Source organism: Micromonospora sp. A3M-1-15, from assembly GCF_024213425.1.
In the GTDB taxonomy this organism is placed as follows: Bacteria; Actinomycetota; Actinomycetes; order Mycobacteriales; family Micromonosporaceae; genus Micromonospora; species Micromonospora chersina.
In genome coordinates this window covers 1-23,635 of record NZ_JANAVK010000005.1, presented here as the reverse complement: position 1 = coordinate 23,635, position 23,635 = coordinate 1, and the positions used below count along the sequence as shown (strand labels likewise).

18 protein-coding genes and 3 pseudogenes are annotated in these 23,635 nt (G+C 77.4%); 17 read left to right on the top strand and 4 right to left on the bottom strand.

The window, feature by feature from the left end:
* Positions 1-175: 175 nt before the first annotated feature.
* The 13 genes and pseudogenes from cobN (at position 176) to cobA (ending at position 17,784) form a co-directional block, all read left to right on the top strand.
* On the top strand, positions 176-3,844 hold the full coding sequence (gene cobN / locus NLX85_RS24285; RefSeq protein WP_254338856.1) for a cobaltochelatase subunit CobN: 3,669 nt from the start codon (positions 176-178) through the stop codon (positions 3,842-3,844).
* A gap of 55 nt (positions 3,845-3,899) precedes the next feature.
* Positions 3,900-6,223: pseudogene (locus tag NLX85_RS24280) on the top strand (VWA domain-containing protein).
* Complete coding sequence (gene cobO / locus NLX85_RS24275; RefSeq protein ID WP_254338854.1) at positions 6,223-6,834, top strand: cob(I)yrinic acid a,c-diamide adenosyltransferase; 612 nt, start codon at positions 6,223-6,225, stop codon at positions 6,832-6,834. Before NLX85_RS24280 ends, cobO begins: the two are co-directional and overlap by 1 nt.
* A complete protein-coding gene (locus NLX85_RS24270) occupies positions 6,828-8,183 on the top strand; it encodes a cobyrinate a,c-diamide synthase (RefSeq protein ID WP_254338852.1) in 1,356 nt (451 codons plus the stop codon). The genes cobO and NLX85_RS24270 overlap by 7 nt, the downstream gene beginning before the upstream one ends.
* Complete coding sequence (cobI, locus tag NLX85_RS24265) at positions 8,180-8,926, top strand: precorrin-2 C(20)-methyltransferase (protein ID WP_254338850.1); 747 nt, start codon at positions 8,180-8,182, stop codon at positions 8,924-8,926. Before NLX85_RS24270 ends, cobI begins: the two co-directional genes overlap by 4 nt.
* Positions 8,923-9,780: a precorrin-4 C(11)-methyltransferase gene (cobM, locus tag NLX85_RS24260; RefSeq protein ID WP_254338848.1), complete on the top strand. Its 858-nt coding sequence runs from the start codon at positions 8,923-8,925 to the stop codon at positions 9,778-9,780. Before cobI ends, cobM begins: the two co-directional genes overlap by 4 nt.
* A complete protein-coding gene (locus NLX85_RS24255) occupies positions 9,777-10,922 on the top strand; it encodes a cobalt-precorrin-5B (C(1))-methyltransferase (RefSeq protein ID WP_254338846.1) in 1,146 nt (381 codons plus the stop codon). Before cobM ends, NLX85_RS24255 begins: the two co-directional genes overlap by 4 nt.
* A gap of 22 nt (positions 10,923-10,944) precedes the next feature.
* Positions 10,945-12,330 (top strand): precorrin-6y C5,15-methyltransferase (decarboxylating) subunit CbiE, encoded by a 1,386-nt coding sequence (gene cbiE, locus NLX85_RS24250; protein ID WP_374628438.1) that lies wholly within the window; start codon positions 10,945-10,947, stop codon positions 12,328-12,330.
* Between the two features lie 101 nt (positions 12,331-12,431).
* On the top strand, positions 12,432-14,198 hold the full coding sequence (gene cobJ / locus NLX85_RS24245; protein WP_254339431.1) for a precorrin-3B C(17)-methyltransferase: 1,767 nt from the start codon (positions 12,432-12,434) through the stop codon (positions 14,196-14,198).
* Positions 14,186-14,344, top strand: a pseudogene (locus NLX85_RS24240) (4Fe-4S binding protein); the annotation flags it as partial. The gene cobJ and the pseudogene NLX85_RS24240, both read left to right, overlap by 13 nt.
* Before the next feature lie 26 nt (positions 14,345-14,370).
* Positions 14,371-15,447 carry a HoxN/HupN/NixA family nickel/cobalt transporter gene (locus NLX85_RS24235; RefSeq protein ID WP_254338844.1) on the top strand — a complete coding sequence of 359 codons (1,077 nt, stop codon included), beginning with the start codon at positions 14,371-14,373 and terminating at the stop codon, positions 15,445-15,447.
* Positions 15,448-15,502: 55 nt separating this feature from the next.
* The gene (locus NLX85_RS24230) at positions 15,503-16,096 is read left to right on the top strand and encodes a precorrin-8X methylmutase (RefSeq protein ID WP_254338842.1); all 594 of its coding nucleotides are present in this window, start codon (positions 15,503-15,505) and stop codon (positions 16,094-16,096) included.
* On the top strand, positions 16,093-17,784 hold the full coding sequence (gene cobA / locus NLX85_RS24225; protein ID WP_254338840.1) for a uroporphyrinogen-III C-methyltransferase: 1,692 nt from the start codon (positions 16,093-16,095) through the stop codon (positions 17,782-17,784). The genes NLX85_RS24230 and cobA overlap by 4 nt, the downstream gene beginning before the upstream one ends.
* A gap of 18 nt (positions 17,785-17,802) precedes the next feature.
* Here cobA and crcB read toward each other — a convergent pair whose 3' ends face one another.
* The 3 genes from crcB to NLX85_RS24210 form a co-directional block, all read right to left on the bottom strand.
* Positions 17,803-18,165 (bottom strand): fluoride efflux transporter CrcB, encoded by a 363-nt coding sequence (crcB, locus tag NLX85_RS24220; RefSeq protein WP_254338839.1) that lies wholly within the window; start codon positions 18,163-18,165, stop codon positions 17,803-17,805.
* On the bottom strand, positions 18,162-18,656 hold the full coding sequence (locus tag NLX85_RS24215) for a CrcB family protein (protein WP_254339430.1): 495 nt from the start codon (positions 18,654-18,656) through the stop codon (positions 18,162-18,164). The genes crcB and NLX85_RS24215 overlap by 4 nt, the downstream gene beginning before the upstream one ends.
* A gap of 128 nt (positions 18,657-18,784) precedes the next feature.
* The gene (locus tag NLX85_RS24210) at positions 18,785-20,008 is read right to left on the bottom strand and encodes an MFS transporter (protein WP_254338837.1); all 1,224 of its coding nucleotides are present in this window, start codon (positions 20,006-20,008) and stop codon (positions 18,785-18,787) included.
* Positions 20,009-20,145: 137 nt separating this feature from the next.
* Between NLX85_RS24210 and NLX85_RS24205 the strand changes: the two genes are divergently transcribed.
* From NLX85_RS24205 to NLX85_RS24190, 4 genes are all read left to right on the top strand, one after another.
* Positions 20,146-20,595: a MarR family winged helix-turn-helix transcriptional regulator gene (locus NLX85_RS24205; protein ID WP_254338835.1), complete on the top strand. Its 450-nt coding sequence runs from the start codon at positions 20,146-20,148 to the stop codon at positions 20,593-20,595.
* A gap of 193 nt (positions 20,596-20,788) precedes the next feature.
* A complete protein-coding gene (gene paaK, locus NLX85_RS24200) occupies positions 20,789-22,096 on the top strand; it encodes a phenylacetate--CoA ligase PaaK (protein WP_308210828.1) in 1,308 nt (435 codons plus the stop codon).
* Positions 22,097-22,133: 37 nt separating this feature from the next.
* Complete coding sequence (gene paaI / locus NLX85_RS24195) at positions 22,134-22,505, top strand: hydroxyphenylacetyl-CoA thioesterase PaaI (protein ID WP_254339429.1); 372 nt, start codon at positions 22,134-22,136, stop codon at positions 22,503-22,505.
* A gap of 49 nt (positions 22,506-22,554) precedes the next feature.
* Positions 22,555-23,121, top strand: coding sequence for a dienelactone hydrolase family protein (locus NLX85_RS24190; protein ID WP_254338831.1), 567 nt, complete (start codon positions 22,555-22,557; stop codon positions 23,119-23,121).
* A gap of 166 nt (positions 23,122-23,287) precedes the next feature.
* Here the strand turns inward: NLX85_RS24190 and NLX85_RS24185 are convergent.
* A pseudogene (locus NLX85_RS24185) lies at positions 23,288-23,635 on the bottom strand (hypothetical protein); the annotation flags it as partial.

Below are 23,635 nucleotides of genomic sequence, written 5' to 3'. Positions count from 1 at the left end.
GGGCCCGCGCCGTCCGCCGCTGATCGTCCCGCCGGGTTCCGCACCCGGCCGGGCACCCCTGCCGACCGTGTGTCGGTGAGCCGTCCGCCGGACCCGCGTACCCGCAGAACCCGCACCCGCCCCCGCCCGCCGCCGGCCCCGCCGCGCCGCCGGGCGTCACGCTCCGGAGCCGTCCGTGCGCATCCTGCTGCTCTCCACCGCCGACACCGACCTGCTCGCCGCCCGGGCCAGCGGCGCCGACTACCGGCTGGCCAACCCCGCCCGGGTCGCCGCCGACGGCCTGCCCGCGCTGCTCGACGGCATCGACCTGGCCGTCGTACGCCTGCTCGGCGGCCGGCAGGCGTGGCCGGACGGCCTCGCCGCGGTGCTCGACTCCGGCGTGCCCACGGTCGTGCTCGGCGGCGAGGCGCTGCCCGACGCCGAGCTGATGGCGGTGTCCACGGTGGCCGCCGGGGTGGCCGCCGAGGCGCTCGCCTACCTGGTCGAGGGCGGCCCGGAGAACCTCGCCGAGCTGGCCCGGTTCCTCTCCGACACGGTGCTGCTCACCGGCGAGGGCTTCGCCCCGCCCGCGCCCACCCCGCCGCACGGGATCCTCGGCCCCGACCCGGCCCCCGACGGCCGGCCCGTGGTCGGCATCGTCTTCTACCGGGCGCACGCCCTGGCCGGGAACACCGCCTTCGTCGAGACCCTGGCCGACGCGGTCACCGCGGCCGGCGGGCAGCCGCTGCCGGTGTTCTGCGGCTCGCTGCGCGGGCTCACCCCGGGCGCGGGCCCGCTCGAGGACTTCGCGCGCTGCGACGCCCTCGTGGTGACGGTGCTCGCGGCGGGCGGGGCGGTCGCCGCGGACGCCTCCGGCGGCGGCGACGAGGACGCCTGGGACGTCGGCGCGCTCGCCGCCCTGGACGTGCCGATCGTCCAGGCGCTCTGCCTCACGAGCGACCGCGACCGGTGGGCGGCCAGCGACGCCGGGCTGTCCCCGTTGGACGCCGCCATGCAGGTGGCCATCCCCGAGTTCGACGGCCGCATCGTCGCCGTGCCGTTCTCGTTCAAGCGGATCGACGCCGACGGGCTCTCCGTCTACGAGCCCGACCCGGAGCGCGCCGCCCGGGTCGCCGGCATCGCCGTCCGGCAGGCCCGGCTCCGGCACGTGCCGAACGCCGACAAGCGGCTGGCCGTCGTGCTCAGCTCCTACCCGACCAGGCACTCCCGGGTCGGCAACGCGGTCGGCCTGGACACCCCGGCCTCCGCGGTCCGGCTGCTCGCCGCCCTCGCCGAGGCCGGCTACCACCTGGGCGACGCTCCGGTGCCGGACGACGGGGACGCGCTGATCCACGCCCTGATCGCCGCCGGCGGGCACGACGTCGAGTGGCTCACCCCCGACCAGCTCGCCGCCGCCGAGGCCCGGGTGCCGGGGGAGACCTACCGGCGCTGGTTCGACGCCGTCCCCGTCCCGCTGCGGGACCGGATGCGGGAGCACTGGGGCGAGCCGCCCGGCCGGCTCTACACCGACGGCGGCGACATCGTCCTCGCCGGCCTGCGCTTCGGCAACGTGGCGCTGCTCATCCAGCCGCCCCGCGGCTTCGGCGAGAACCCCGTGGCCATCTACCACGACCCGGACCTGCCGCCCAGCCATCACTACCTGGCCGCGTACCGGTGGCTGGCCGCGCCGGTCGCCGACGGCGGCTTCGGCGCGGACGCCGTGGTCCACCTCGGCAAGCACGGCACCCTCGAATGGCTGCCCGGCAAGGGCCTCGGCCTGGCCGCCGACTGCGCCCCCGACGCGGTCCTCGGCGACCTGCCGCTGGTCTACCCGTTCATCGTCAACGACCCCGGCGAGGGCACCCAGGCCAAGCGCCGCGCCCACGCCGTCGTGGTCGACCACCTGGTGCCGCCCATGGCCCGCGCCGAGACCTACGGCGATCTGGCGAAGCTCGAACAGCTCCTCGACGAGTACGCCACCGTGCAGGCCCTCGACCCGGCCAAGGCGCCCACGGTGCAGCGGCAGATCTGGGACCTCGTGCGCGCGGCCGAGCTGCACCACGACCTGCACCAGGCGGAGATGCCCGGCGCGGACGACTTCGACGACTTCGTGCTGCACCTCGACGGCTACCTCTGCGAGGTCAAGGACGTGCAGATCCGCGACGGCCTGCACATCCTCGCCGAGGCGCCCGCCGGGGAGGCCCGGGTCAACCTGGTCCTCGCCGTGCTGCGCGCCCCGCAGGTCTGGGGCGGGGTCCGGGCGCTGCCCGGGCTGCGCCAGGCCCTCGCCGCGCACGCCGGCCTGGACGAGGCGGCGCTGCTCGCCGCGCCCGGCGCGCGGATCGCCGTGCCGGCGGCGCTCACCGAGGCCGTCGACTTGCCCGCCGCCACCGCCGCCGACGCCGTCGACCTCATCGAGGCCCTGGCCCGCCGGCTCGTGCTCGGCATGGAGACCCTCGGCTGGGACGACACCAAGGCCGGCGCGGTCGTCGAGGAGGTGGTCGGCGCTCCGGTGCCCGACGCCACCGAGGTGCTCCGCTTCGCCGCCCGCGAGGTGGTGCCCCGGCTGGACCGCACCACCGACGAGATCGACCGGGTGCTCGGCGCGCTCGCCGGCCGGTTCGTCCCGCCCGGCCCGTCCGGCTCGCCCACCCGCGGGCTGGTCAACGTGCTCCCCACCGGGCGCAACTTCTACTCCGTCGACCCGAAGGCCATCCCCAGCCGCAACGCCTGGGATGTCGGGGTGGCCCTCGCCGACTCGCTGCTGGCCCGGCACCTCGCCGACACCGGCACGTACCCGCGCTCGGTCGGGCTCACCGTCTGGGGCACCAGCGCCATGCGCACGCAGGGCGACGACATCGCCGAGGTGCTGGCGCTGCTCGGCGTCCGTCCCACGTGGGACGACCGGTCCCGCCGCGTCACCGGCGTGGAGGTGCTGCCCCTGGCCGAGCTGGGCCGCCCCCGGGTCGACGTCACCGTGCGCATCTCCGGCTTCTTCCGGGACGCCTTCCCGCACGTCGTGGCCCTCATCGACGACGCCGTCCGGCAGGTCGCCGCGCTCGACGAGCCGGCCGTCGACAACTACCTGAAGGCGCACGTCGACGCCGACGTCGCCGAGCACGGCGACCCGCGCCGGGCCACCGCCCGGATCTTCGGCTCCAAACCCGGGGCGTACGGGGCCGGGCTCCTGCCACTCATCGACGCCCGGAACTGGCGCACCGACGCCGACCTGGCCGAGGTGTACGCCGTCTGGGGCGGCTACGCCTACGGGCCGGGGCTGGACGGGCGGGAGGCGCGCGCCGACATGGAACGCTCCTTCGCCCGCATCGCCGTCGCCGTGAAGAACCAGGACACCCGCGAGCACGACATCGTCGACTCCGACGACTACTTCCAGTACCACGGCGGGATGGTGGCCATGGTCCGCCACCTCACCGGCGGCTCCCCGGCCGCGTACGTGGGCGACTCGGCCCTGCCGCACGACGTGCGCACCCGCACCCTCGGCGAGGAGACGCGACGGGTGTTCCGCGCCCGGGTGGTCAACCCGCGCTGGATCGCCGCCATGCGCCGGCACGGCTACAAGGGCGCCTTCGAGCTGGCCGCCACCGTGGACTACCTGTTCGGCTACGACGCCACCGCCGGGGTCGTCGACGACTGGATGTACGAGCGGCTCGCCGAGGCGTACCTCTTCGACCCGGAGACCCGGGAGTTCCTGGAGCGGTCCAACCCGTGGGCGCTGCGCGGCATCGCCGAGCGGCTGCTGGAGGCCGCCGACCGGGGGCTGTGGGCCGCGCCCGAGCCGGCCACCCTCGACCGCCTGCACGAGACGTACCTGGCCAGCGAGGGCGACCTGGAGGACCGGCAGTGAGCGCGAGGAGTGAGCCGGTTTTGCGAGCCCCGCAGTCGCGAACGAAGGAAGCGCAGTGAGCGCGAGGAGTGAGCCGGTTTTGCGAGCCCCGCAGTCGCGAACGAAGGAGACGCAATGACGAGCTATCCGTTCAGCGCGGTCTTCGGGATGGACGAGATGCGGCTGGCCCTGCTGCTCAACGCGGTCAGCCCGGCCGTCGGCGGGGTGCTGGTCCGGGGCGAGAAGGGCACCGCCAAGTCCACCGCCGTCCGCGCCCTCGCCGGGCTGCTGCCCCCGGTCGACCGGGTCGCGGCCTGTCGTTTCGCCTGCGATCCGGCCGCGCCCGACCCGGGTTGCCCGGACGGGCCGCACCCGGCCGGGTCGGCGGCCGAGCGCCGCCCGGCCCGCCTGGTCGAGCTGCCGGTCGGCGCCGCCGAGGACCGGGTGGTCGGCTCGCTCGACCTGGAGAAGGCCCTCGCCGAGGGGGTACGCGCCTACGAGCCCGGCCTGCTCGCCGCCGCCCACCGCGGGGTGCTCTACGTCGACGAGGTCAACCTCCTCCACGACCACCTGGTCGACCTGCTGCTGGACGCCGCCGCGATGGGCCGCTGCCACGTCGAGCGGGAGGGCGTCTCGGTCAGCCACGCTGCCCGGTTCCTGCTGGTCGGCACCATGAACCCGGAGGAGGGGGAGCTGCGCCCGCAGCTGCTCGACCGGTTCGGGCTCACCGTCGAGGTGGCCGCCAGCCGCGACCCGGCCGTACGCGCCGAGGTGGTCCGCCGCCGGCTCGCCGCCGACGCCGACCCGGCCGGCTTCGCCGCCGGCTGGTCCGAGGCGGACGCCGAGGTGGCCCGCCGGGTGGCCGCGGCCCGGCGCCGGCTGCCCCGGGTGGCGCTGCCCGACGCGGCGCTCCGGCAGATCGCCGAGGTGTGCGCCGCGTTCGACGTGGACGGCATGCGCGCCGACATCGTGACCGCCCGCACGGCCGTGGCCCACGCCGCCTGGCAGGGCCGGGACCGGGTGACCGCCGACGACGTCCGGGTCGCGGCGCGGCTGGCCCTGCCGCACCGCCGCCGCCGGGACCCGTTCGACACCCCAGGGCTGGACGAGCAGCGCCTGGACGAGGCACTGCGCCGGGCCCGCGAGCAGCACCCCGACGACGACCCGGACGGCGGGCCCGACGGCAGTCCCGGCCCGGACGGTGGACCCGGCGGCGGGCCCGGCCCGGACGGTGGTGCCGGCGGCGGGCCCGGCGGGGGTTTCGGCGGGTCGGGGGCGGACGACGGTCCCGAGGGCTCGGGCGGGGCGGAGGCCGACGGTCCCGGCCGGCCGGCCCGCGGGAAGGGCGGCGCCGGCGGCCGCGACCGGTCCGGGTCGTCCGGCGACACCGGGCGTCCCGGTTCGCCGGACGACGGGCGCGGGACCGGCCGGGACGGTCGCTGGCCGGCCAACGGCCGCACCGGCGACGGGAGGGGCGACGACCGGTCCGACAGCGACCGGCCCGGCGACAGCCGGTCCGGCGACGGGCGGTCCCGCGCCGGCGGCCGGCCAGGGGATCCGGGGAGCGCCGAGGGACGGCCCGCGACCGTTGCCGTTGCCGACCGGGGGCTGCGGGCCCGGCTGTTCACCGCTCCCGGGGTCGGCGAGGGCGTGCCCGGCCGGCGCTCCCGGGCCCGGACCGGGCGGGGCCGCACCACGGGCGCCCGCGTGCCCGCCGGCCGCGCCGGGGCGCTGCACCTGCCGGCCACCGTCCGGGCCGCCGCCCCGCACCAGGCCGCGCGGGGTCGGGGCGGCGGGCCGCTGCGGCTGCGCCCGTCCGACGTGCGCGAGGCGGTCCGCGAGGGGCGCGAGGGCAACCTCGTCCTGTTCGTGGTGGACGCCAGCGGGTCGATGGGCGCCCGGGAGCGGATGTCCGCCGTGAAGGGCGCGGTGCTGGCCCTGCTCACCGACGCGTACCAGCGGCGGGACAAGGTGGCCGTGGTCGCCTTCCGGGGCACGGGTGCGCAGACCCTCCTCCCGGCCACCTCGTCCGTGCTGGCCGCCTCGACCCGGCTGGCCGACCTGCCCACCGGCGGGCGTACGCCGCTCGCCGAGGGGCTGCTGGCGGCGGCCGACCTGCTCCGCGTGGAGAGGTTGCGCGACCCGAAGCGTCGCCCCCTCGTGCTGGTGGTCACCGACGGCCGGGCCACGGCCGGCCCGCGCCCGCTCGACCGGGCCGCCCGCGCCGCCGCGGTGCTCGCCGCCACCGGCGCGCCCTGCGTCGTCGTCGACTGCGAGTCCGGCCCGGTCCGCCTGCACCTGGCCCGCCGCCTCGCCGCCCACCTGCACGCCCCGCACCACCACCTCGCCGACGTGGCCACTGACCCGCTCGTCGGCCTCACCACGAGGAGCGTTGCCTGATGCCGCAGGGGAAGCCGAGCCATGTGCCCGCGGACGGGTTGACCACCCGGCAGCGGCGGCACCGGCCGCTGGTGATTGTGCACACCGGACAGATGAAGGGGAAGTCGACGGCCGCGTTCGGGCTGGCGCTGCGCGCCTGGACCGCCGGCCTGCCGATCGGCGTGTTCCAGTTCGTCAAGAGCGCCAAGTGGCGGGTGGGGGAGGAGAACGCCTTCCGGGCCCTCGGCGAGGTGCACGAGCGCACCGGACAGGGCGCCCCGGTGAGCTGGCACAAGATGGGCGAGGGCTGGTCCTGGATCCAGCGCGGCGGCGACACCGACCACGCCGAGGACGCCCGGGAGGGGTGGCGGCAGATCCAGCGCGACCTGGCCGCCGAGCGCTACGGGCTCTACGTGCTCGACGAGTTCACGTACCCGATGAAGTGGGGCTGGATCGACGCCGGCGAGGTGGTCGCCGTGCTGCGCGACCGGCCCGGCTTCCAGCACGTGGTGATCACCGGCCGGGACGCCGACCCGCGGCTGGTCGAGGCCGCCGACCTGGTCGCCGAGCTGACCAAGGTGAAGCACCCGATGGACGCCGGCCAGAAGGGCCAGAAGGGCATCGAATGGTGACGCCCTGGGCCCTGCCCCGGCTGGTCGTCGCCGCCCCGGCCAGCGGGCACGGCAAGACCACCGTGGCCACCGGGCTGCTCGCCGCGCTGCGCCGCCGCGGCCTGACGGTCAGCCCGCACAAGGTCGGCCCCGACTACATCGACCCCGGCTACCACGCGCTCGCCGCCGGCCGCCCCGGCCGCAACCTCGACCCCTGGCTGGTCGGGCCGGAGCGGATCGCCCCGCTGCTGCGGCACGGCGCGACCGTGCCCACCCCGGCCGACGTGGCCGTCGTGGAGGGGGTGATGGGGCTGCACGACGGCGCGGTCGGGCGCGGTGGGTACGCCTCCACGGCGCACGTCGCCCGGCTCGTCGAGGCGCCCGTGCTGCTGGTCCTCGACACCACGGCGCAGGGCCGCTCCGCCGCCGCGGTGGTGCTCGGCATGCGCGCCTTCGACCCGGCGGTAGGCATCGGCGGGGTGATCCTCAACCGGGTCGGCTCGCCCCGGCACGAGACCCTGCTGCGCGACGCGCTCGCCGAGGTGGAGGTGCCTGTGCTCGGCGCGGTGACGCGGGCCGCCGAGGTGGCCGCCCCGTCCCGCCACCTCGGGCTGGTGCCGGTCGCCGAACGCGCGCCCGAGTCGGTCGCCGTGGTGGCCGCGCTCGCCGACCTGGTGGAGTCCACGGTGGACCTCGACGCCGTGCTGGCGCTGGCCCGCACCGCGCCGCCGCTGACCGCGACCGCCTGGGATCCGGTTGCCGCCGTCGGCGGTCCCGCCGGCACCGCCCGCCCGGTCGTCGCGGTCGCCGGCGGGGCGGCGTTCACCTTCTCGTACGCGGAGACCGCCGAGCTGCTCACCGCGGCCGGCGCCCGGGTGGTGACCCTCGACCCGCTCCGCGACGAGGCCCTGCCGCCCGGCACCCGGGCCGTGGTGATCGGCGGCGGCTTCCCCGAGCTGCACGCCGACGCCCTGGCCGGCAACACCGCGCTGCGCGCCGAGCTGGCCGGCTTCGACGGCCCGGTGGTCGCCGAGTGCGCCGGGCTGCTCTACCTCGGCCGCGCCCTCGACGGTGTGCCGATGTGCGGGCGGCTCGACCACACCGCGCGGATGACCGGCCGGCTCACCCTCGGCTACCGCGACGCCGTGGCCGCCGCCGACTCCCCGGCACACCGGACCGGCGACCCGGTACGCGGGCACGAGTTCCACCGCACCGTCACCGACCCCGGGCACGGCGACCGCCCCGCCTGGCGTTGGGACGGCGCCGCGCACGGCTTCGTGGCCGGCCGGGTGCACGCGTCCTACCTGCACACCCACTGGGCCGGGCACCCGGCCGCGGCCCGCCGGCTCGTCGAGGCGGCGAGCCGGTGAACCCACCTGGTGCCGTGCTGACCGGGGTCGGGGTCGGACCCGGCGACCCCGAACTGCTGACGCTCAAGGCCGTGCGGCTGCTGGGCGAGGCCGACCTGGTGTTCGTACCCGTGCTGGACCGGCACGCCGCGCCCCCCGGCCGGGCCGAGACCACCGTGCGGGCGCACGTGTCCGCGGACCGGTTGCGCCGGCTGCCGTTCGCCCTGGACGACCGGGGCGGGGTGACCGCCCGCCGGGAGCGCGCCTGGGACGCCGCGGCGGCGGCCGTGGTGGCCGCCGTCGACGCGGGCGCGCGATCGGTCGCCTTCGCCACCATCGGCGACCCCAACGTCTACTCCACCTTCGGCTACCTGGCCGACGGCGTCCGGGCCCGGCGGACCGGAGTCGAGGTGCGCACGGTGCCCGGCATCACCGCCATGCAGGAGCTGGCCTCCCGCGCCGGTGTGCCGCTCTGCGAGGGCCGCGAACCGCTCACCCTGCTGCCCGCCACCGCCGGGCTCACGCCGGTCGCCGACGCGCTCGCCGGCCCCGGCACCGTCGTCGTCTACAAGGGCTGGCGCCGCCACCCCGACCTGGTCGACGAGCTGCGCCGGCAGGGCCGGCTCGCCGACGCCGTGCTGGGCCGGGCGCTGGGCCTGCCCGGCGAGCGGATCGGGCCGGTGGACGCCACCGCCAGCGACCTGCCCTACCTGTCGACGCTGCTGGTCCCGGCCCGCCGGGACGGCCGGGGAGGAAAACTGTGACCACCACCGGCAAGGTCTGGTTCGTCGGGGCCGGACCCGGCGCCGCCGACCTGCTCACCCTGCGCGCCGCCCGGGTCATCGCCGAGGCCGACGTGGTGATCTGGGCCGCGAGCCTGGTGCACGCCGACGTGCTCGCCCACGCCCGCCCCGACGCCGAGATCGTCGACTCCTCCCGGCTGCCCATCGAGGGGATCCGGCCGCTCTACGAGCGGGCCGCCGCCGACGGGCTCACCGTGGCCCGGATCCACTCCGGCGACCCGGCCCTGTGGGGCGCCGTGCAGGAGCAGCTCGATCTGTGCCGCGCCCTCGGCCTGGCCGTGGAGGTGGTGCCCGGGGTGTCCTCGTTCACCGCGGTCGCCGCGCTGGTCGGCCGGGAGCTGACCATCCCCGAGGTCGCCCAGTCGGTGATCCTCACCCGCCTCGAAGGCGGGAAGACGCCGATGCCGCCCGGCGAGCGGGTCCGCGAGTTCGCCCGGCACGGCACCACCATGGCGCTGTTCCTCTCCGCCGCCCGCTCCGGGCAGGCGCAGGCGGAGCTGCTGGCTGGCGGCTACCCGCCGGAGACCCCGGTGGTGGTCGCCTACCAGGCGACCTGGCCGGACGAGCTGGTGGTCCGGTGCGCGCTGGGCGAGCTGGAGGCCACGGTCAAGGCGCACAAGCTCTGGAAGCACACGCTGTTCCTCGTCGGACCGGCGCTCGCCGCCACCGGCACCCGCTCGCACCTCTACCACCCCGGCCACTTCCACACCCACCGCCGGGCCGAGCCGGCCGCCCGCGTCGCGCTACGCCGCGCCCGCACCGATCGGCCCGACGTCGACCGGCCCGGCGCCGATCCGGGCGGGGACGGCCGGTGACGTACGCCGAGCCGCCGCTGCGGGAGCCGGACCTGCCGCGTACGGCGAAGGTCCGGCCCACCGCGCTGCGCACCGGCTGGACCACCGGCGCGTGCGCCACGGCGGCCACCAAGGCGGCGCTGACCGCGCTGGTCACGGGCGAGCCGCAGCGCCAGGTGGAGATCGGCCTGCCCGCCGGCCGGCGGGTCAGCTTCGCGGTGGCCCGCTGCAACCTGGAACCGGCCCGGCGGGCCGAGGCCGTGGTGGTCAAGGACGCCGGTGACGACCCGGACGTCACCCACGGCGCCGAGCTGACCGCCACCGTCACCTGGCGGGACGAGCCGGGGCTGCGCCTCGACGGCGGGCCGGGCGTCGGCACGGTCACCCGGCCGGGGCTCGGCCTGGCGGTGGGCGGCCCGGCCATCAACGAGACCCCGCGCCGCATGATCGGCCAGGCCGTCGCCGAGGTGGTCGACCTCGGCGAGACCGGGGTACGCGTGGTGATCAGCGTGCCCCGCGGCGAGATCATGGCCCGCAAGACCACCAACCGGCGCCTCGGCATCCTCGGCGGCATCTCCATCCTCGGCACCACCGGGATCGTCCGGCCGTTCTCCACCGCCTCGTGGCGGGCCAGCGTGGTGCAGGCCGTGCACGTGATGGCCGCCCAGGGCGAGCGGACCGTGGTGCTGTGCACCGGTGGGCGTACCGAGCGGGCCGCCCGGGCTCTCCTGCCGGAGCTGCCCGAGGTGTGCTTCGTCGAGGTCGGCGACTTCACCGGCGCGGCGGTCACCGCCGCCGTCGGCGACGGGATGACCGGGGTCGTCTTCGTCGGCATGGCGGGCAAACTGGCCAAGCTGGCCGCCGGCATCCTCATGACCCACTACACCCGGTCCAAGGTGGACCTGTCGCTGCTCGGCGCGGTCACCGCCGAGGCCGGCGGCGACCCGGACCTGGTGGCCGCGGTGGCGGCGGCCAACACCGGCCGGCACGCGTACGAGCTGTGGGCGGCCGCCGGCCTGCTCGGCCCCGCCGGGGACCTGCTCTGCCGGCGGGTCCGGCAGGTGCTGCGCCGCTTCGCGGGCCACGCGGTCACCGTCGACGTGGCCATGGTGGACTTCGCGGGCGCCCGGGTGGTCGCCTCCTCCGGGCGGTGGGCCGCGTGACCGCGCCCGGGCTGGTCGCCCCATCGCGGCGGTGGGCCGCGTGACCCCCACCGTGCTCGTGGCGGGGATCGACGCGGCCGGCCGGCCGGCGCACCCCGCGCTCGCGGAGGCCCTGGCCGGCGCCGGGCTGGTCGTCGGCGCGGCCCGGCACCTGGCCGCCGTGCCGGTGCCCCCGGGCTGCGCCACGGTCGTGCTCGGCCCGCTCGCCCCCGCCCTGGACCGGCTCGCCGCCGCCGTCGCCGCCGGCACCCCCGCGGTGGTGTTGGCCAGTGGCGACCCCGGCTTCTTCGGCATCGTCCGCCGGCTCCGGGCGGCCGGCCTGCCGGTGCGGGTGCTGCCCGCCGTCTCCAGCGTCGCCGCCGCGTTCGCCCGCGCCGGGCTGTCCTGGGACGGCGCGGCCGTGGTCACCGCGCACGGCCGGGACCCGCGCCCCGCGCTCAACGCCTGCCGGGCGCTGCCCGCCGTCGCGGTGCTCACCGCCCCCGGCGCGGGCGCGGCCGAACTGGCCGCCGGCCTGGCCGGCTGGGACCGCCGCCTGGTCGTCGCCGAGCACCTCGGCACCCCGGACGAACGGGTCACCTGGACCACCCCCGCCGAGGCCGCCGCACGGACCTGGGCCGATCCGCACGTGATGCTCAGCCTCGCCCCGGAAACCGTCCCAGGCCGCGTCGACCTCGCGCCCCGTTCTTCGAGCACCGTCTCGACGGCCCGGAAACCGGCCGAGGGCGCGGCGCGCGGGCTTCCCGGGCCGCCGGCGGCCGGCGCCGACGGAACCCGCGCCGGCGACCGCCCGGCCGCCGCCAGGCCGCCCACCGCTGGCTCCGACACGATGCGCGCGGACGATCAGCCCGCCGCCGCGCCCGCCGGGGGTTGGGCGCTGCCCGAGTCCGACTACGCCCACCGGGACTCGATGATCACCAAGGCCGAGGTGCGGGCCCTTGCGGTGGCCCGGTTGCGGCCCCGTCTGGGCCGGCTGGTCTGGGACGTCGGCGCCGGCAGCGGCTCGGTCGGCATCGAGTGCGCGCTGCTCGGCGCCGCGGTGCTCGCCGTCGAACGCGACCCGGACGCGCCGATCCGGGCCAACGCCGCCCGGCACGGCGTCGACGTCCGGGTGGTGACCGGGGCGGCCCCGGGCGCCCTGGGCGGGCTGCCCGACCCGGACGCGGTCTTCGTCGGCGGGGGCGGCCCGGACGTGCTCGCCGCGGTGGCCGACCGCCGCCCGCCCCGGGTGGTGGTCACCCTGGCCGCCCTCGACCGCGTCGCGCCGGCCGTGCACCTGCTGCGCGCCGCCGGCTACGCGGTCGACGGCTGCCAGCTCGCCGCCGCCCGCCTCGCCGACCTGCCCGGCGGCTCCCTGCGCCTGGCCGCCACCAACCCGGTCGTCCTGCTCACCGGGGAACTCCCGTGACCGCCCACCCGGAGGAAGTCGTGACCACACCCTCGGACCCGTCGACCGGGGACCCCCTCGCCACCGCAGGCGGCAGGAAGGGGCCCCGCCATGTCGGACTCGTGGCGGCGACCGCCGCCGGCCGCGGACACGCGCACCGCCTCGCGGCGGCCTGGCCGCACGCCCGGCTCGTGGAGGCGGAGAGCGTCGCCGACGCGCTGCGGGCGGCCTGGCGGGAGTACGACGCGGTGGTCGCCTTCCTGGCCACCGGCGCGGTGGTCCGGATCCTCGCCCCGCTGCTCGCCGACAAGCGGACCGACCCGGCCGTGGTGGTGGTCGACGAGGCGGCCCGCCACGCGGTGGCGCTGCTCGGCGGGCACGCCGGCGGCGCCAACGCCCTCGCCGCCGAGGTCGGCGCGCTGCTCGACGCCCGGCCGGTGGTCACCACCGCCACCGACGCGGTCGGCCTGCCCGGTCTGGACACCCTCGGCTGGCCCGTGGAGGGCGCGGTGGCCGCCGTGTCCCGGGCGATCCTCGACGGCGAGCCGGTCCGGCTGGTCGCCGACGCCACCTGGCCGCTGCCCGCCCTGCCGGCGCACGTCCGCGTCGAGATCGCACCCCCGCCGGCCACCATCCCGGACGCCACCCCGGCGTCCACCGGCGGACCGGCGACCTCGACGCCGGCCGGGGGAGCGGCCACCGCCGGGACGGGCGGGAGCGCGGAGGGCTGGCGGATCCTGGTCACCGACCGGGTCGTGCCGCTCGACGGGCGGACCGTGGTGCTCCGCCCGCCGTCCCTGGTCGCCGGGATCGGCTCCAGCCGGGGCGTGCCCGCCGCCGAGGTGACCGGCCTGCTGCGCCGGGCGCTCGCCGACGCCGGCCTCAGCCCGGCCAGCCTGCGCTGCCTGGCCAGCGTGGACCTGAAGGCCGACGAGGCGGGCATCCGGGCGACCGCCGACGCGTACGGCGTACCGCTGGAGACCTGGCCGGCGGCGGACCTGGCGGCGGTCGACGTGCCGCACCCCAGCGAGGTGGTCCGCGCCGCGGTCGGCACGCCGAGCGTCGCGGAGGCCGCGGCGCTGCGCCGCGGCGGCGCGCTGCTGGTGCCGAAGACCGCCTCGGCCATGGCCACCGTGGCGGTGGCCCGGCGGGCCCCGCGCGGCCGGCTCGCGCTGGTCGGCCTCGGCCCCGGCGCGGCCGACCTGCGTACCCCGCGCGCGGTGGCCGAGCTGCGCCGGGCCGCCGTGGTGGTGGGCCTGGACCAGTACCTCGACCAGGTCCGCGACCTGCTCCGCCCCGGCACCCGGGTGCTGGCCAGCGGGCTCGGCGCGGAGGAGGCGCGGGCCCGGGCCGCCGTCGCCGAGGCCACCGCCGGCCACGCCGTCGCCCTGGTCGGTTCCGGTGACGCCGGGGTGTACGCGATGGCCAGCCCCGCCCTGGAGTACGCCGACGACCGGATCGACGTGGTCGGTGTGCCCGGGGTGACGGCCGGCCTCGCCGCGTCCGCGCTGCTCGGCGCGCCGCTCGGGCACGACCACGTCTACCTGAGCCTGTCCGACCTGCACACCCCGTGGGAGGTGATCGCGTGCCGGATCGCCGCGGCGGCGGAGGGCGACCTGGTGGCGCTGCTCTACAACCCGCGCAGCCGGACCCGGGACTGGCAGCTCGGCGCCGCCCTGGAGACCTTCGCGGCGCACCGCCCTCCGGACACCCCGGTCGGCGTGGTGCGCAACGCCAGCCGCCCCGGCGAGCGGGTGCACCTGGCCACCCTGGCCACCCTCGACCCGGCGCTTGTCGACATGTACAGCGTCGTGGTGGTCGGCAGCTCGCAGACCCGGGTGGTCGCCGGCCGGATGGTCACGCCCCGGGGGTACCGGTGGCGGTCGTGACCATCGGCCCCTGCCAGGGCTGCGGCGCCTGCCTGCTCACCTGCCCGGCGCACGCCATCCGCCCCACCCCCGCCGGCCTGCGGGTCACCGACCGCTGCACCGGCTGCCTCGAATGCCTGGAGATCTGCCCCGTGGACGCCATCCGCGTCGACCCCGAACCCGGAGGGAAGCGATGACCTCGACCCCGACCGCCGCCCCGCCCGTCGGCCGCTGGAGCCGCGCCGAGCGGGCCCGCCTCGGCGGCATCGTCTGCGCGGTCGCCGCGTTGCACGTCGCCGGCGTCACCCTGTACCTGTACTGGAACCACCAGCCGGTGGCGGCCGGCGGGCTGGCCGGCGCCGGCACCCTGGCGTACGTGCTGGGGGTGCGGCACGCCTTCGACGCCGACCACATCGCCGCCATCGACGACACGACCCGGCTCATGCTGCTGCGGGGCCGGCGACCGGTCGGCGTCGGCTTCTTCTTCGCCCTCGGGCACAGCGCCGTGGTGCTGCTGCTCGCCCTGGTGGTGGGGCTCGCCTCCACCCGGCTGACCGGCGCCCGGATGGCCGGTGTCCGCGAGGTCGGCGCCACCTTCGCGATCGTCACGGCCACCGGCTTCCTGCTGCTGGTGGCGGCCCTCAACGCGGCGGTGCTGGCCGGACTGGCCCGGCTCTGGCGGCGGCTGCGCGCCGGCGCGCTGGACGAGACCGAGCTGGACCTCCTGCTGCTCAACCGGGGCCTCATGCACCGGATCCTCGGGGCCCGGGCCCGCACCCTGGTCCGCTCCTCCTGGCACATGGCCCCGGTCGGCTTCCTGTTCGGGCTGGGCCTGGAGACGGCCAGCGAGGTGACCCTGCTGGCGCTCTCGGCGAGCACCGCCGCCGCCGGCGGGCTGCCGGTGCTGGCCCTGCTCACCCTGCCGCTGCTCTTCGCCGCCGGGATGTCCGCCATGGACACCGCGGACAGCCTGCTGATGAGCCGCGCCTACTCGTGGGCGTACCGGCAGCCGGCCCGGCGGCTCTGGTACAACCTGGCCACCACCACCATGACCGTGCTGGTGGGCGGCCTGGTCGCCAGCGTCTACCTGGCCGGGCTGCTCGCCGACCACCTCGGCGTCACGGCCCTGGCCGGGTACGCCTCGATCGCCGACCACTTCGAGCAGCTCGGCTACGCCGTGGTGGGCCTCTTCGCGCTCGCCTGGGGCGGCGCCGTGCTGCTCTGGCGGCTGCGCGGCCACGACCGCCGCTACGGCCGGGCGGAATCGTGAGCGCGAGGAGTGCGCCGGGTCTGCGAGCCCCGCGGTCGCGAACGGAGATCGGCTCATGACCCGGGCGGTGCACCCCATCGAGGCGGAGTCCTACCGCATCCTGCGCGACCGGGTCGACCTGTCCCACCTGCCGCCGCTGACCCGGGCGGTCACCGAGCGGGTGGTCCACGCCAGCGCCGACCTCGACTACGTCACCGACCTGGTCTGCGACGAGGACGCCCTGGCCGCCGGACTGGCCGCGCTGCGGGCCGGCGCGCCGGTCGTCACCGACGTGTGGATGGTCGCCGCCGGCATCACCCGGGCCGGGCGGGAGATCGTCTGCCCGGTCGCCGAGCCGGCCGCCGCCGACCTGGGCCGCGCCGCCGGCATCACCCGCTCGGCCGCCGCGGTGCGGATCGCGTACGACCGGGTCGGCCCGGGCGCGGTCTGGGTGGTCGGCTGCGCCCCCACCGCGCTGGTCGAGCTGATCGGCCTCGACGCGGCCCCGGCGCTGGTGGTCGGGCTGCCGGTCGGCTTCGTCGGCGCGGCCGAGTCCAAGGCGGCGCTGCGGGCCAGCGGCCTGCCCGCCGTGTCCAACGTGGGGGAGAAGGGCGGCTCCGCGGTGGCCGCCGCCGCCCTCAACGCCCTGCTGTACCTGGAGGACAAGTGAAGGACCGTACCCCCCTGCTGATCGTCGGGCACGGCACCCGCAGCGCCGCCGGCGTCGGCCAGTTCGCCGCGCTCGTCGAGCGGATCCGCCGCCGGGAGGCCGTCGCCGACGTCGAGGGCGGCTTCATCGAACTGTCCCGCCCGCCGCTGACCGACGCGGTCGGCGCCCTGGCCGGGCGGGGCCACCGCCGCCTGGTGGCGCTGCCGCTGGTGCTGGCCGCCGCCGGGCACGGCAAGGGTGACATCCCGGCCGCCCTCGCCCGGGAGAAGCGGCGCCACCCCGGCCTGCGGTACGCCTACGGCCGGCCCCTCGGGCCGCACCCGCTGCTCCAGGAGGTGCTGGCGGAGCGCATCGACACCGCCCTGGACGGCGCCGGCCGGGCCGGCACCTGGGTCGCCCTGATCGGGCGCGGCTCCACCGACCCGGACGCCAACGCCGAGGTGACAAAGGTGGCCCGGCTGCTCTGGGAGGGCCGCGGCTACGCCGGCGTGGAACCCGGCTTCGTCTCCCTCGCGGAGCCGTCCGTGCCGGCCGTGCTGGAGCGGCTGCGCCGGCTCGGCGCCCGGCGGATCGTGGTCGCCCCGTACTTCCTCTTCGCCGGGGTGCTGCCCGACCGGATCGTGGCGCAGAGCCGGGAGTTCGCCGCCGACCGTACCGACCTGGACGTGCGGGTCGCCGAGGTGATCGGCGACTGCGACGCCCTCGCGGACCTGGTTCTCGAACGGCACGCCGAGGCGCTGCGCGGGGACATCCGGATGAACTGCGACACCTGCGCGTACCGGGTGGCGCTGCCCGGGTTCGCCGACAAGGTGGGGCGGCCGCAGACCCCGCACCACCACCCCGACGACCCGGCCCACGGCCACGACCACCATCACCACCACGCCGACCACCACCACGAGCCGGCGTTGCGCCCCGGCCAGGTCGCCGTGGTGGGCGGTGGGCCCGGCCCGGACGACCTGATCACGGTACGCGGAAGGGCGCTGCTCGACGCCGCCGACGTGGTGGTGGCCGACCGGCTCGCCCCGGCCGGACTGCTGCGGAGCCTCCGCCCCGGCGTGCTCGTGGTGGACGCGGCCAAGGTGCCCCGGGGCCCGTCGATGGCCCAGGACACCATCAACGACACGCTCGTGGCGCACGCCCGCGCCGGCAGACGGGTGGTCCGGCTCAAGGGCGGCGACCCGTACGTCTTCGGTCGCGGCCACGAGGAGGTCCTCGCCTGCGCGGCGGCCGGGGTGGAGACGGTGCTGGTGCCCGGGGTGAGCAGCGCGGTGGCCGCACCCGCCCTGGCCGGCGTGCCGGTGACCCACCGCGGCGTGGCGCACGAGGTCACCGTGGTCTCCGGGCACCTGCCGCCCGGGCACCCGGACTCCCTGGTCGACTGGGCCGCCCTGGCCCGGGCCCGGGGCACGCTGGTGCTGCTCATGGCGGTGGACACGGTCGGGCGGATCGCCGCCGAGCTGCTCGCCCACGGCCGGGCGGCCGAGACGCCGGTGCTCGTGGTCCGGGACGCCGGCCACCCCGACCAGTGGACGGCCCGGTGCCGGCTGGACGAGGTCGGCGCACTCGCGGAACGCGACGAGGTCCGGCCACCGGCGGTGTTCGTGGTCGGACCGGTGGTGGCGCTCGCCGCCGATCCCGCGCCCGTGGCGGCCGAGCCGGCGCCCGCGGCCGTCCCCGTGCGGGGGTGAACGCGGCGGTCGGGAGGATCAGCCGGTGACGGCGCGGGCCAGTGCGTAGCCGACGGTGGCCGCGCCGAGGCCGGCGGCGAGGCTGCCCAGCGCGTTGGCCAGGGCGTACCCGCGGGCGCCCGCGCGGTGCAGCCGCAGCGTCTCGTAGCTGAGCGTGGACCAGGTGGTCAGCGCGCCGCAGAAGCCGGTGCCCACCAGGGCGGTCACCGCGGGCGGGGCGGGCGCCGCGGCCACCGCGCCGAGCAGCAGCGACCCGGCGACGTTGACGGTCAGGGTGCCCCAGGGGAAGGGGGAGTCGTGGCGGGCCTGCACGGCCCGGTCGGTCAGGTAGCGCAGCGGCGCGCCGAGCGCCGCCCCGAGCGCGATCAGCAGGACGGTCACCGGGCCGCCCCCACCCCGGCCCGGTCCAGCAGCCGGCCGGCCACCGCGTCCCCGGTCCACACCGCCAGCAGCGCCCCGGCCAGGGTCGCCGCCAGGTACGCCAGCGCCGTGCCGGGCGCCCCGGCGGCGATCGCCCGCTGGGCGTCCACCGCGTAGGTGGAGAAAGTGGTGAAGCCGCCGAGCACGCCGACGCCGAGGAACGGCCGGACCAGCGGGCCCTGCGGGCGGGCCGTGAGCACCGCCATGAGCGCGCCGATCAGCAGGCAGCCGCTCAGGTTGACGCCGAAGGTGGCCCACGGGAAACCGGTCGGCGGGTGCGGGAACGCGGCCTGGAGCCCGGCCCGGGCCAGCGCGCCGAGCACCCCGCCGGCCGCGATGACGCCGAGCACGGCCGCCGGGTGCGCGGCCAGCTCCCGCCGGTCGGCGGGGACGTGCAGGTCGACGTCGGGGTCGACGCGGAACTCGGACGGTCCGGTCACGGTGCCTCCCACCAGGACGGGCATCACTGGCAGGGACCGTTGGCGAGCGTGTCGCGGTTCTCCCGGCGCGTTCCGGGACGGCGGGCCCCACCGCCGCGCCGAGCATAACGCCGCCCGCCTCGCCGGCCGCCGTCACACCGTCAGGCCGCGACGTCGGCCAGCTCGCGGGCGGCCCCCGGGTCCGCCGGGGTCCGCCGGGCGCGCCGCTCGGCCACCAGCAGCACCGCGAGGCCGAGCAGGGTGAGCCCGGCGCCGGCCCAGATCGGGGCGGTGAAGCCGAGGCCGGCGTCGATGGTCAGCCCGCCGAGCCAGGCGCCGAGCGCGTTGCCGACGTTGAACGCGGCGATGTTCGCTCCGGAGGCCAGCGTCGGCGCCCGGCGGGCGTACTTCATGATCCGCATCTGCAGCGGCGGCACGGTGGCGAAGCCGAACGCGCCCATCAGCACCAGCGAGCACACGGTCAGCGCCGGGCTCGCGGCGGTCAGCGCGAAAGCGACCAGCACCAGGGTGAGCACCGCGAGGACGGTGACCAGGGTCCGGGACAGCGACACGTCGGCGGCCCGGCCGCCGGCCAGGTTGCCGGCGAAGAGCCCGACGCCGAAGAGCACCAGCAGCCAGGGCACGGTGCCGGCGGCGAAGCCGCTCACCTCGGTCAGCGTGTACGCGATGTAGGTGAACGCGCCGAACATCCCGCCGAACCCGAGCACGGTGACCACCAGCGAGAACCAGACCTGGGTGTGGGTGAACGCCCGCAGCTCGCCGCGCAGCCCGCCGGTGGGGGCGGCGTCGGTGGCCGGGCCGCGTCCGGGCACCAGGAGGGCGAGGCCGACGAGCGCGACCAGCCCGATGCCGGTGATCGCCCAGAACGTGGCGCGCCAGCCGAGGTGCTGGCCGAGGAAGGTGCCGAACGGCACGCCGAGGACGTTGGCGGCGGTCAGGCCGGTGAACATCAGGGCGATCGCGCCGGCCCGGCGGGCCGGCGGAACCAGACCGGCCGCCACCACCGCGCCGATGCCGAAGAACGCGCCGTGGCAGAGCGCCGCGACGATCCGGCCGGCCAGCATGGTCCCGTAGTCGCCGGCCAGGGCGGAGAGCAGGTTGCCGGCGATGAAGAGCACCATGAGCCCGAGCAGCACCGGCTTGCGGCGCAGCCGGGTGACGGCGGCGGTGAGCGCCACCCCGCCCACGGCGACGCTGAGGGCGTAGCCGGAGATCAACCAGCCGGCGACCGACTCGCTGACCGCGAAGTCGGCGGCTACCTGGGGAAGCAGCCCCATGATCACGAACTCGGTCAGCCCGATGCCGAACGCCCCGATCGCGAGGGCGATCAGGCCGCCGGGGAGGGCCGAGGTGCGGTGTGCCATGACGTACCCAATCCATGTGTCCGAAAACAACAAGCGCGTGCAACTACACGCGCCGACAACGAGATGGTTGCACGCGCTTTATATCGGCGCAAGGGTGGTAACCTGGGCGACGGCCAGGTCACACCGGAGGAGGCGCCATGGGGATCGCCGACGACGCAGTCGAGATCCGCGCGCAGGGCTGGCGTACGCTCGCCGCGCTGCACGGCCTGATCGAGACCGCCCTGGAACGCGCGCTCCAGGCCGAGCACGACCTCTCCGTCGTCGAGTACACGGTGCTCGACGCGCTCTCCCGGCAGCACGGCTGGCACATGCGGATGCGGCAGCTCGCCCGGGCTGCGGCGCTCTCCGGCAGCGCCACCACCCGCCTGGTCACCCGGCTGGAGGAGCGCGGCCTGCTCACCCGCGTCCTCTGCGCGGACGACCGGCGCGGCATCTACACCGAGCTGACCCCGGCCGGCTCGGAGCTGCTCGGCCGGGCCCGCCCCACCCACGACCGGGTGCTCGCCGACGCGCTCGCCGAGGCCGAGCGCACCCCCGAACTGGCCCCGCTGGTCGACGCGCTGCACCGGCTCCCCGCCGCCCACTGATCCGCTGTCCCGCGGTTCCAGCCGGAGCGCGTCGGCCGACCGGGTGCGTGAGGGGGACCCGACCCGGCCGCCGCATCGGCGAGCGGCGATGCCGACCGGGCTGACCTGGCAGGACGGGCCGTACGGGCGTACGGTGATCGGCACCCGCCCGGCGCGACGCGGCGTCGGCGGACCCGTCGCGCAGGAGGCCACCGTGCAGGACCGCACCCCTCGTCCGGACGAGCTGGAACCCGTCGAGCGGGCCGGCGTCGACGAGCTGCGGGCGCTGCAACTGGACCGGTTGCGCTGGTCGCTGCGGCACGCGTACGACAACGTGCCGCACTACCGGCGCGCCTTCGCGGCGGCCGGCGTGCACCCCGACGACCTGCGCGACCTGGCCGACCTGGCCCGCTTCCCGTTCACCGGCAAGGCCGAGCTGCGGGAGAACTACCCGTTCGGCATGTTCGCCGTGCCCCGCGAGCGCATCGCCCGGCTGCACGCCTCGTCGGGCACCACGGGCCGCCCCACCGTGGTCGGCTACACCCGTGCGGACCTGGACACCTGGGCGAAGCTCATGGCCCGCTCCATCCGGGCCTCCGGCGGCCGCCCCGGCGACCGGGTGCACGTGGCGTACGGCTACGGGCTCTTCACCGGCGGGCTCGGCGCGCACTACGGCGCCGAGGAGCTGGGCTGCACGGTCATCCCGGTCTCCGGTGGCATGACCGAGCGGCAGGTCATGCTGATCCGCGACTTCGCGCCCGAGGTCATCATGGTCACCCCCAGCTACATGCTGGCCATCGTCGACGAGATGGAGCGCCAGGGCGTCGACCCGAGGTCCACCTCGCTCCAGGTGGGCATCTTCGGCGCCGAGCCGTGGACCGAGGACATGCGCCGGGAGATGGAGCAGCGCCTCGACATGCACGCCGTCGACATCTACGGCCTCTCCGAGGTGATGGGCCCCGGGGTGGCCGTCGAGTGCGTGGAGACGAAGGACGGCCTGCACCTCTGGGAGGACCACTTCTACCCGGAGATCATCGACCCGGTGACCGGCGAGGTGCTGCCCGACGGCGAGCGGGGCGAGCTGGTGCTCACCTCGCTCACCAAGGAGGCCATGCCGGTGGTCCGCTACCGCACCCGCGACCTCACCCGGCTGCTGCCCGGCACCGCCCGCACCATGCGCCGGATCGAGAAGATCACCGGCCGGACCGACGACATGATGATCGTGCGCGGGGTCAACGTCTTCCCGACCCAGATCGAGGAGCTGATCCTGCGTACGCCCGCGCTCTCGCCGCACTTCCAGTGCGTGCTGGACCGGCAGGGCCGGATGGACACCCTCACCGTCAAGGTGGAGCGGCGGGCCGGGGTGGCCGCCGACGAGGCCGAACGGGCCGGGAAGGCCCTGGTCGAGCAGGTCAAGAACACCATCGGGGTGAGCGTGGCGGTGCAGGTCATCGAGCCGGACGGGGTGGAGCGCTCGATGGGCAAGATGCGCCGGATCGTCGACCAGCGGCAGGGGCGCTGACGTGCCGGGCGACGACGGCCGCACCGCGGCCCACGACATGTTCGACGCCGACGTGGCGTCCAAGGGGCTCGGCATCGAGCTGGTGTCGGCCGGCGACGGCGCGGCGGTGGCCCGGATGCGGGTCACCGCCGGCATGCTCAACGGCCACGCCATCGGCCACGGCGGCTTCGTCTTCCTGCTCGCCGACACCGCGTTCGCGCTGGCCTGCAACAGCCACGGCCCGGCCACCGTGGCCGCCGGCGGCGAGATCAGCTTCCTCCGCCCGGTCCGCGAGGGCGACCTGCTGGAGGCCCGGGCCACCGAGCGCGTCCGCTACGGCCGCAGCGGCATCTACGACGTCACGGTGTGGCGGGACGGCGAGGTGGTCGCCGAGTTCCGCGGCCGCAGCCGCACCATCGCCCGGGACTGACCGGCGCGCCGGCCGGTCCGCCGGCCGGGGTGCGGACCAGGATGGGGCGATGGCACACATCCTGCTCCTGCACTCCGTCTACGGGCTGCGGCCCGCCGTGCTGGCCGCCGCCGACCGGCTGCGCGCCGCCGGGCACCGGGTCGCCACCCCCGACCTGTACGAGGTGCCGGCCGCGGAGACCGTCGAGGCCGGCTTCGCGCTGTTCGAGAAGATCGGCCAGGACGCGGTCCTCGACCGGGCCCGGGCGGCGGCGGCCGACCTGCCCGCCGAGACCGTGCTGGCCGGCTTCTCGATGGGCGCCGGCGTCGCCGGGGCGCTGCTCGCCGAGCGGCCGGAGGCGTCGGCGCTGCTCCTGCTGCACGGCACCGGCGGCGACCCCGGCTCGGTACGCCCCGGCCTGCCGGTCCGGCTGCACCTGGCCGACCCCGACGAGTACGAGACGTCGGACGAGGTGGACGAGTGGCAGCGGGCGATGACGGCGGCCGGCGCGGAGCTGACCGTGCACCGTTACCCGGGCGCCGGGCACCTCTTCACCGATCCCGGCACGCCCGACCACGACGCGCCGGCCGCCGCGCTCACCTGGGACCGTGTCCTGGCGTTCCTCGCCGGCCGCTGACCCGACCGGCGGCACGCCTCGGCGCGGCGCCGTCTCCCGGCCGCGCTTCGGCGCGGCGTCGTCTCCCGGCCGGCGCGCCCGTGGCCATGGCCGCCCGCGACGCGGTGGCCCGGACGACGTCCGGGTCGGAGTGGCCCCGTGCCCGCTCCGGCCCGGACGTCGCGTTTCAGGCGGCGGTCGCGCCGGCCCCGACGGCCCGGCGTGGTCGGGCCGGAGCTGGCGCGGTGTCGAGCCGCGCCCGGGCGCCGTGCGGCGGACGCGGTGGCCCGACGGCCGGCGGTCGCCCGCCCACCGGTCGGACCTGGCCCACCGACCCGGTCGCCGGGCCGCCCGGTAACGCGTCGACGAGCCCCGGGAACAGCCCGAGGCGCCCCCGCGCCCGCCGGCCGGCCCGGTTCCCCCCGGTCCGGGCCGCGGCGGCCGCCCGCCCGGCGGGAGCGCCCCCCGGCACCCCCACCGGTCGGCCCGCCACCGCGCCGGCCCGCCCCGCCACGACGGCGACCGGCGAGTTGAC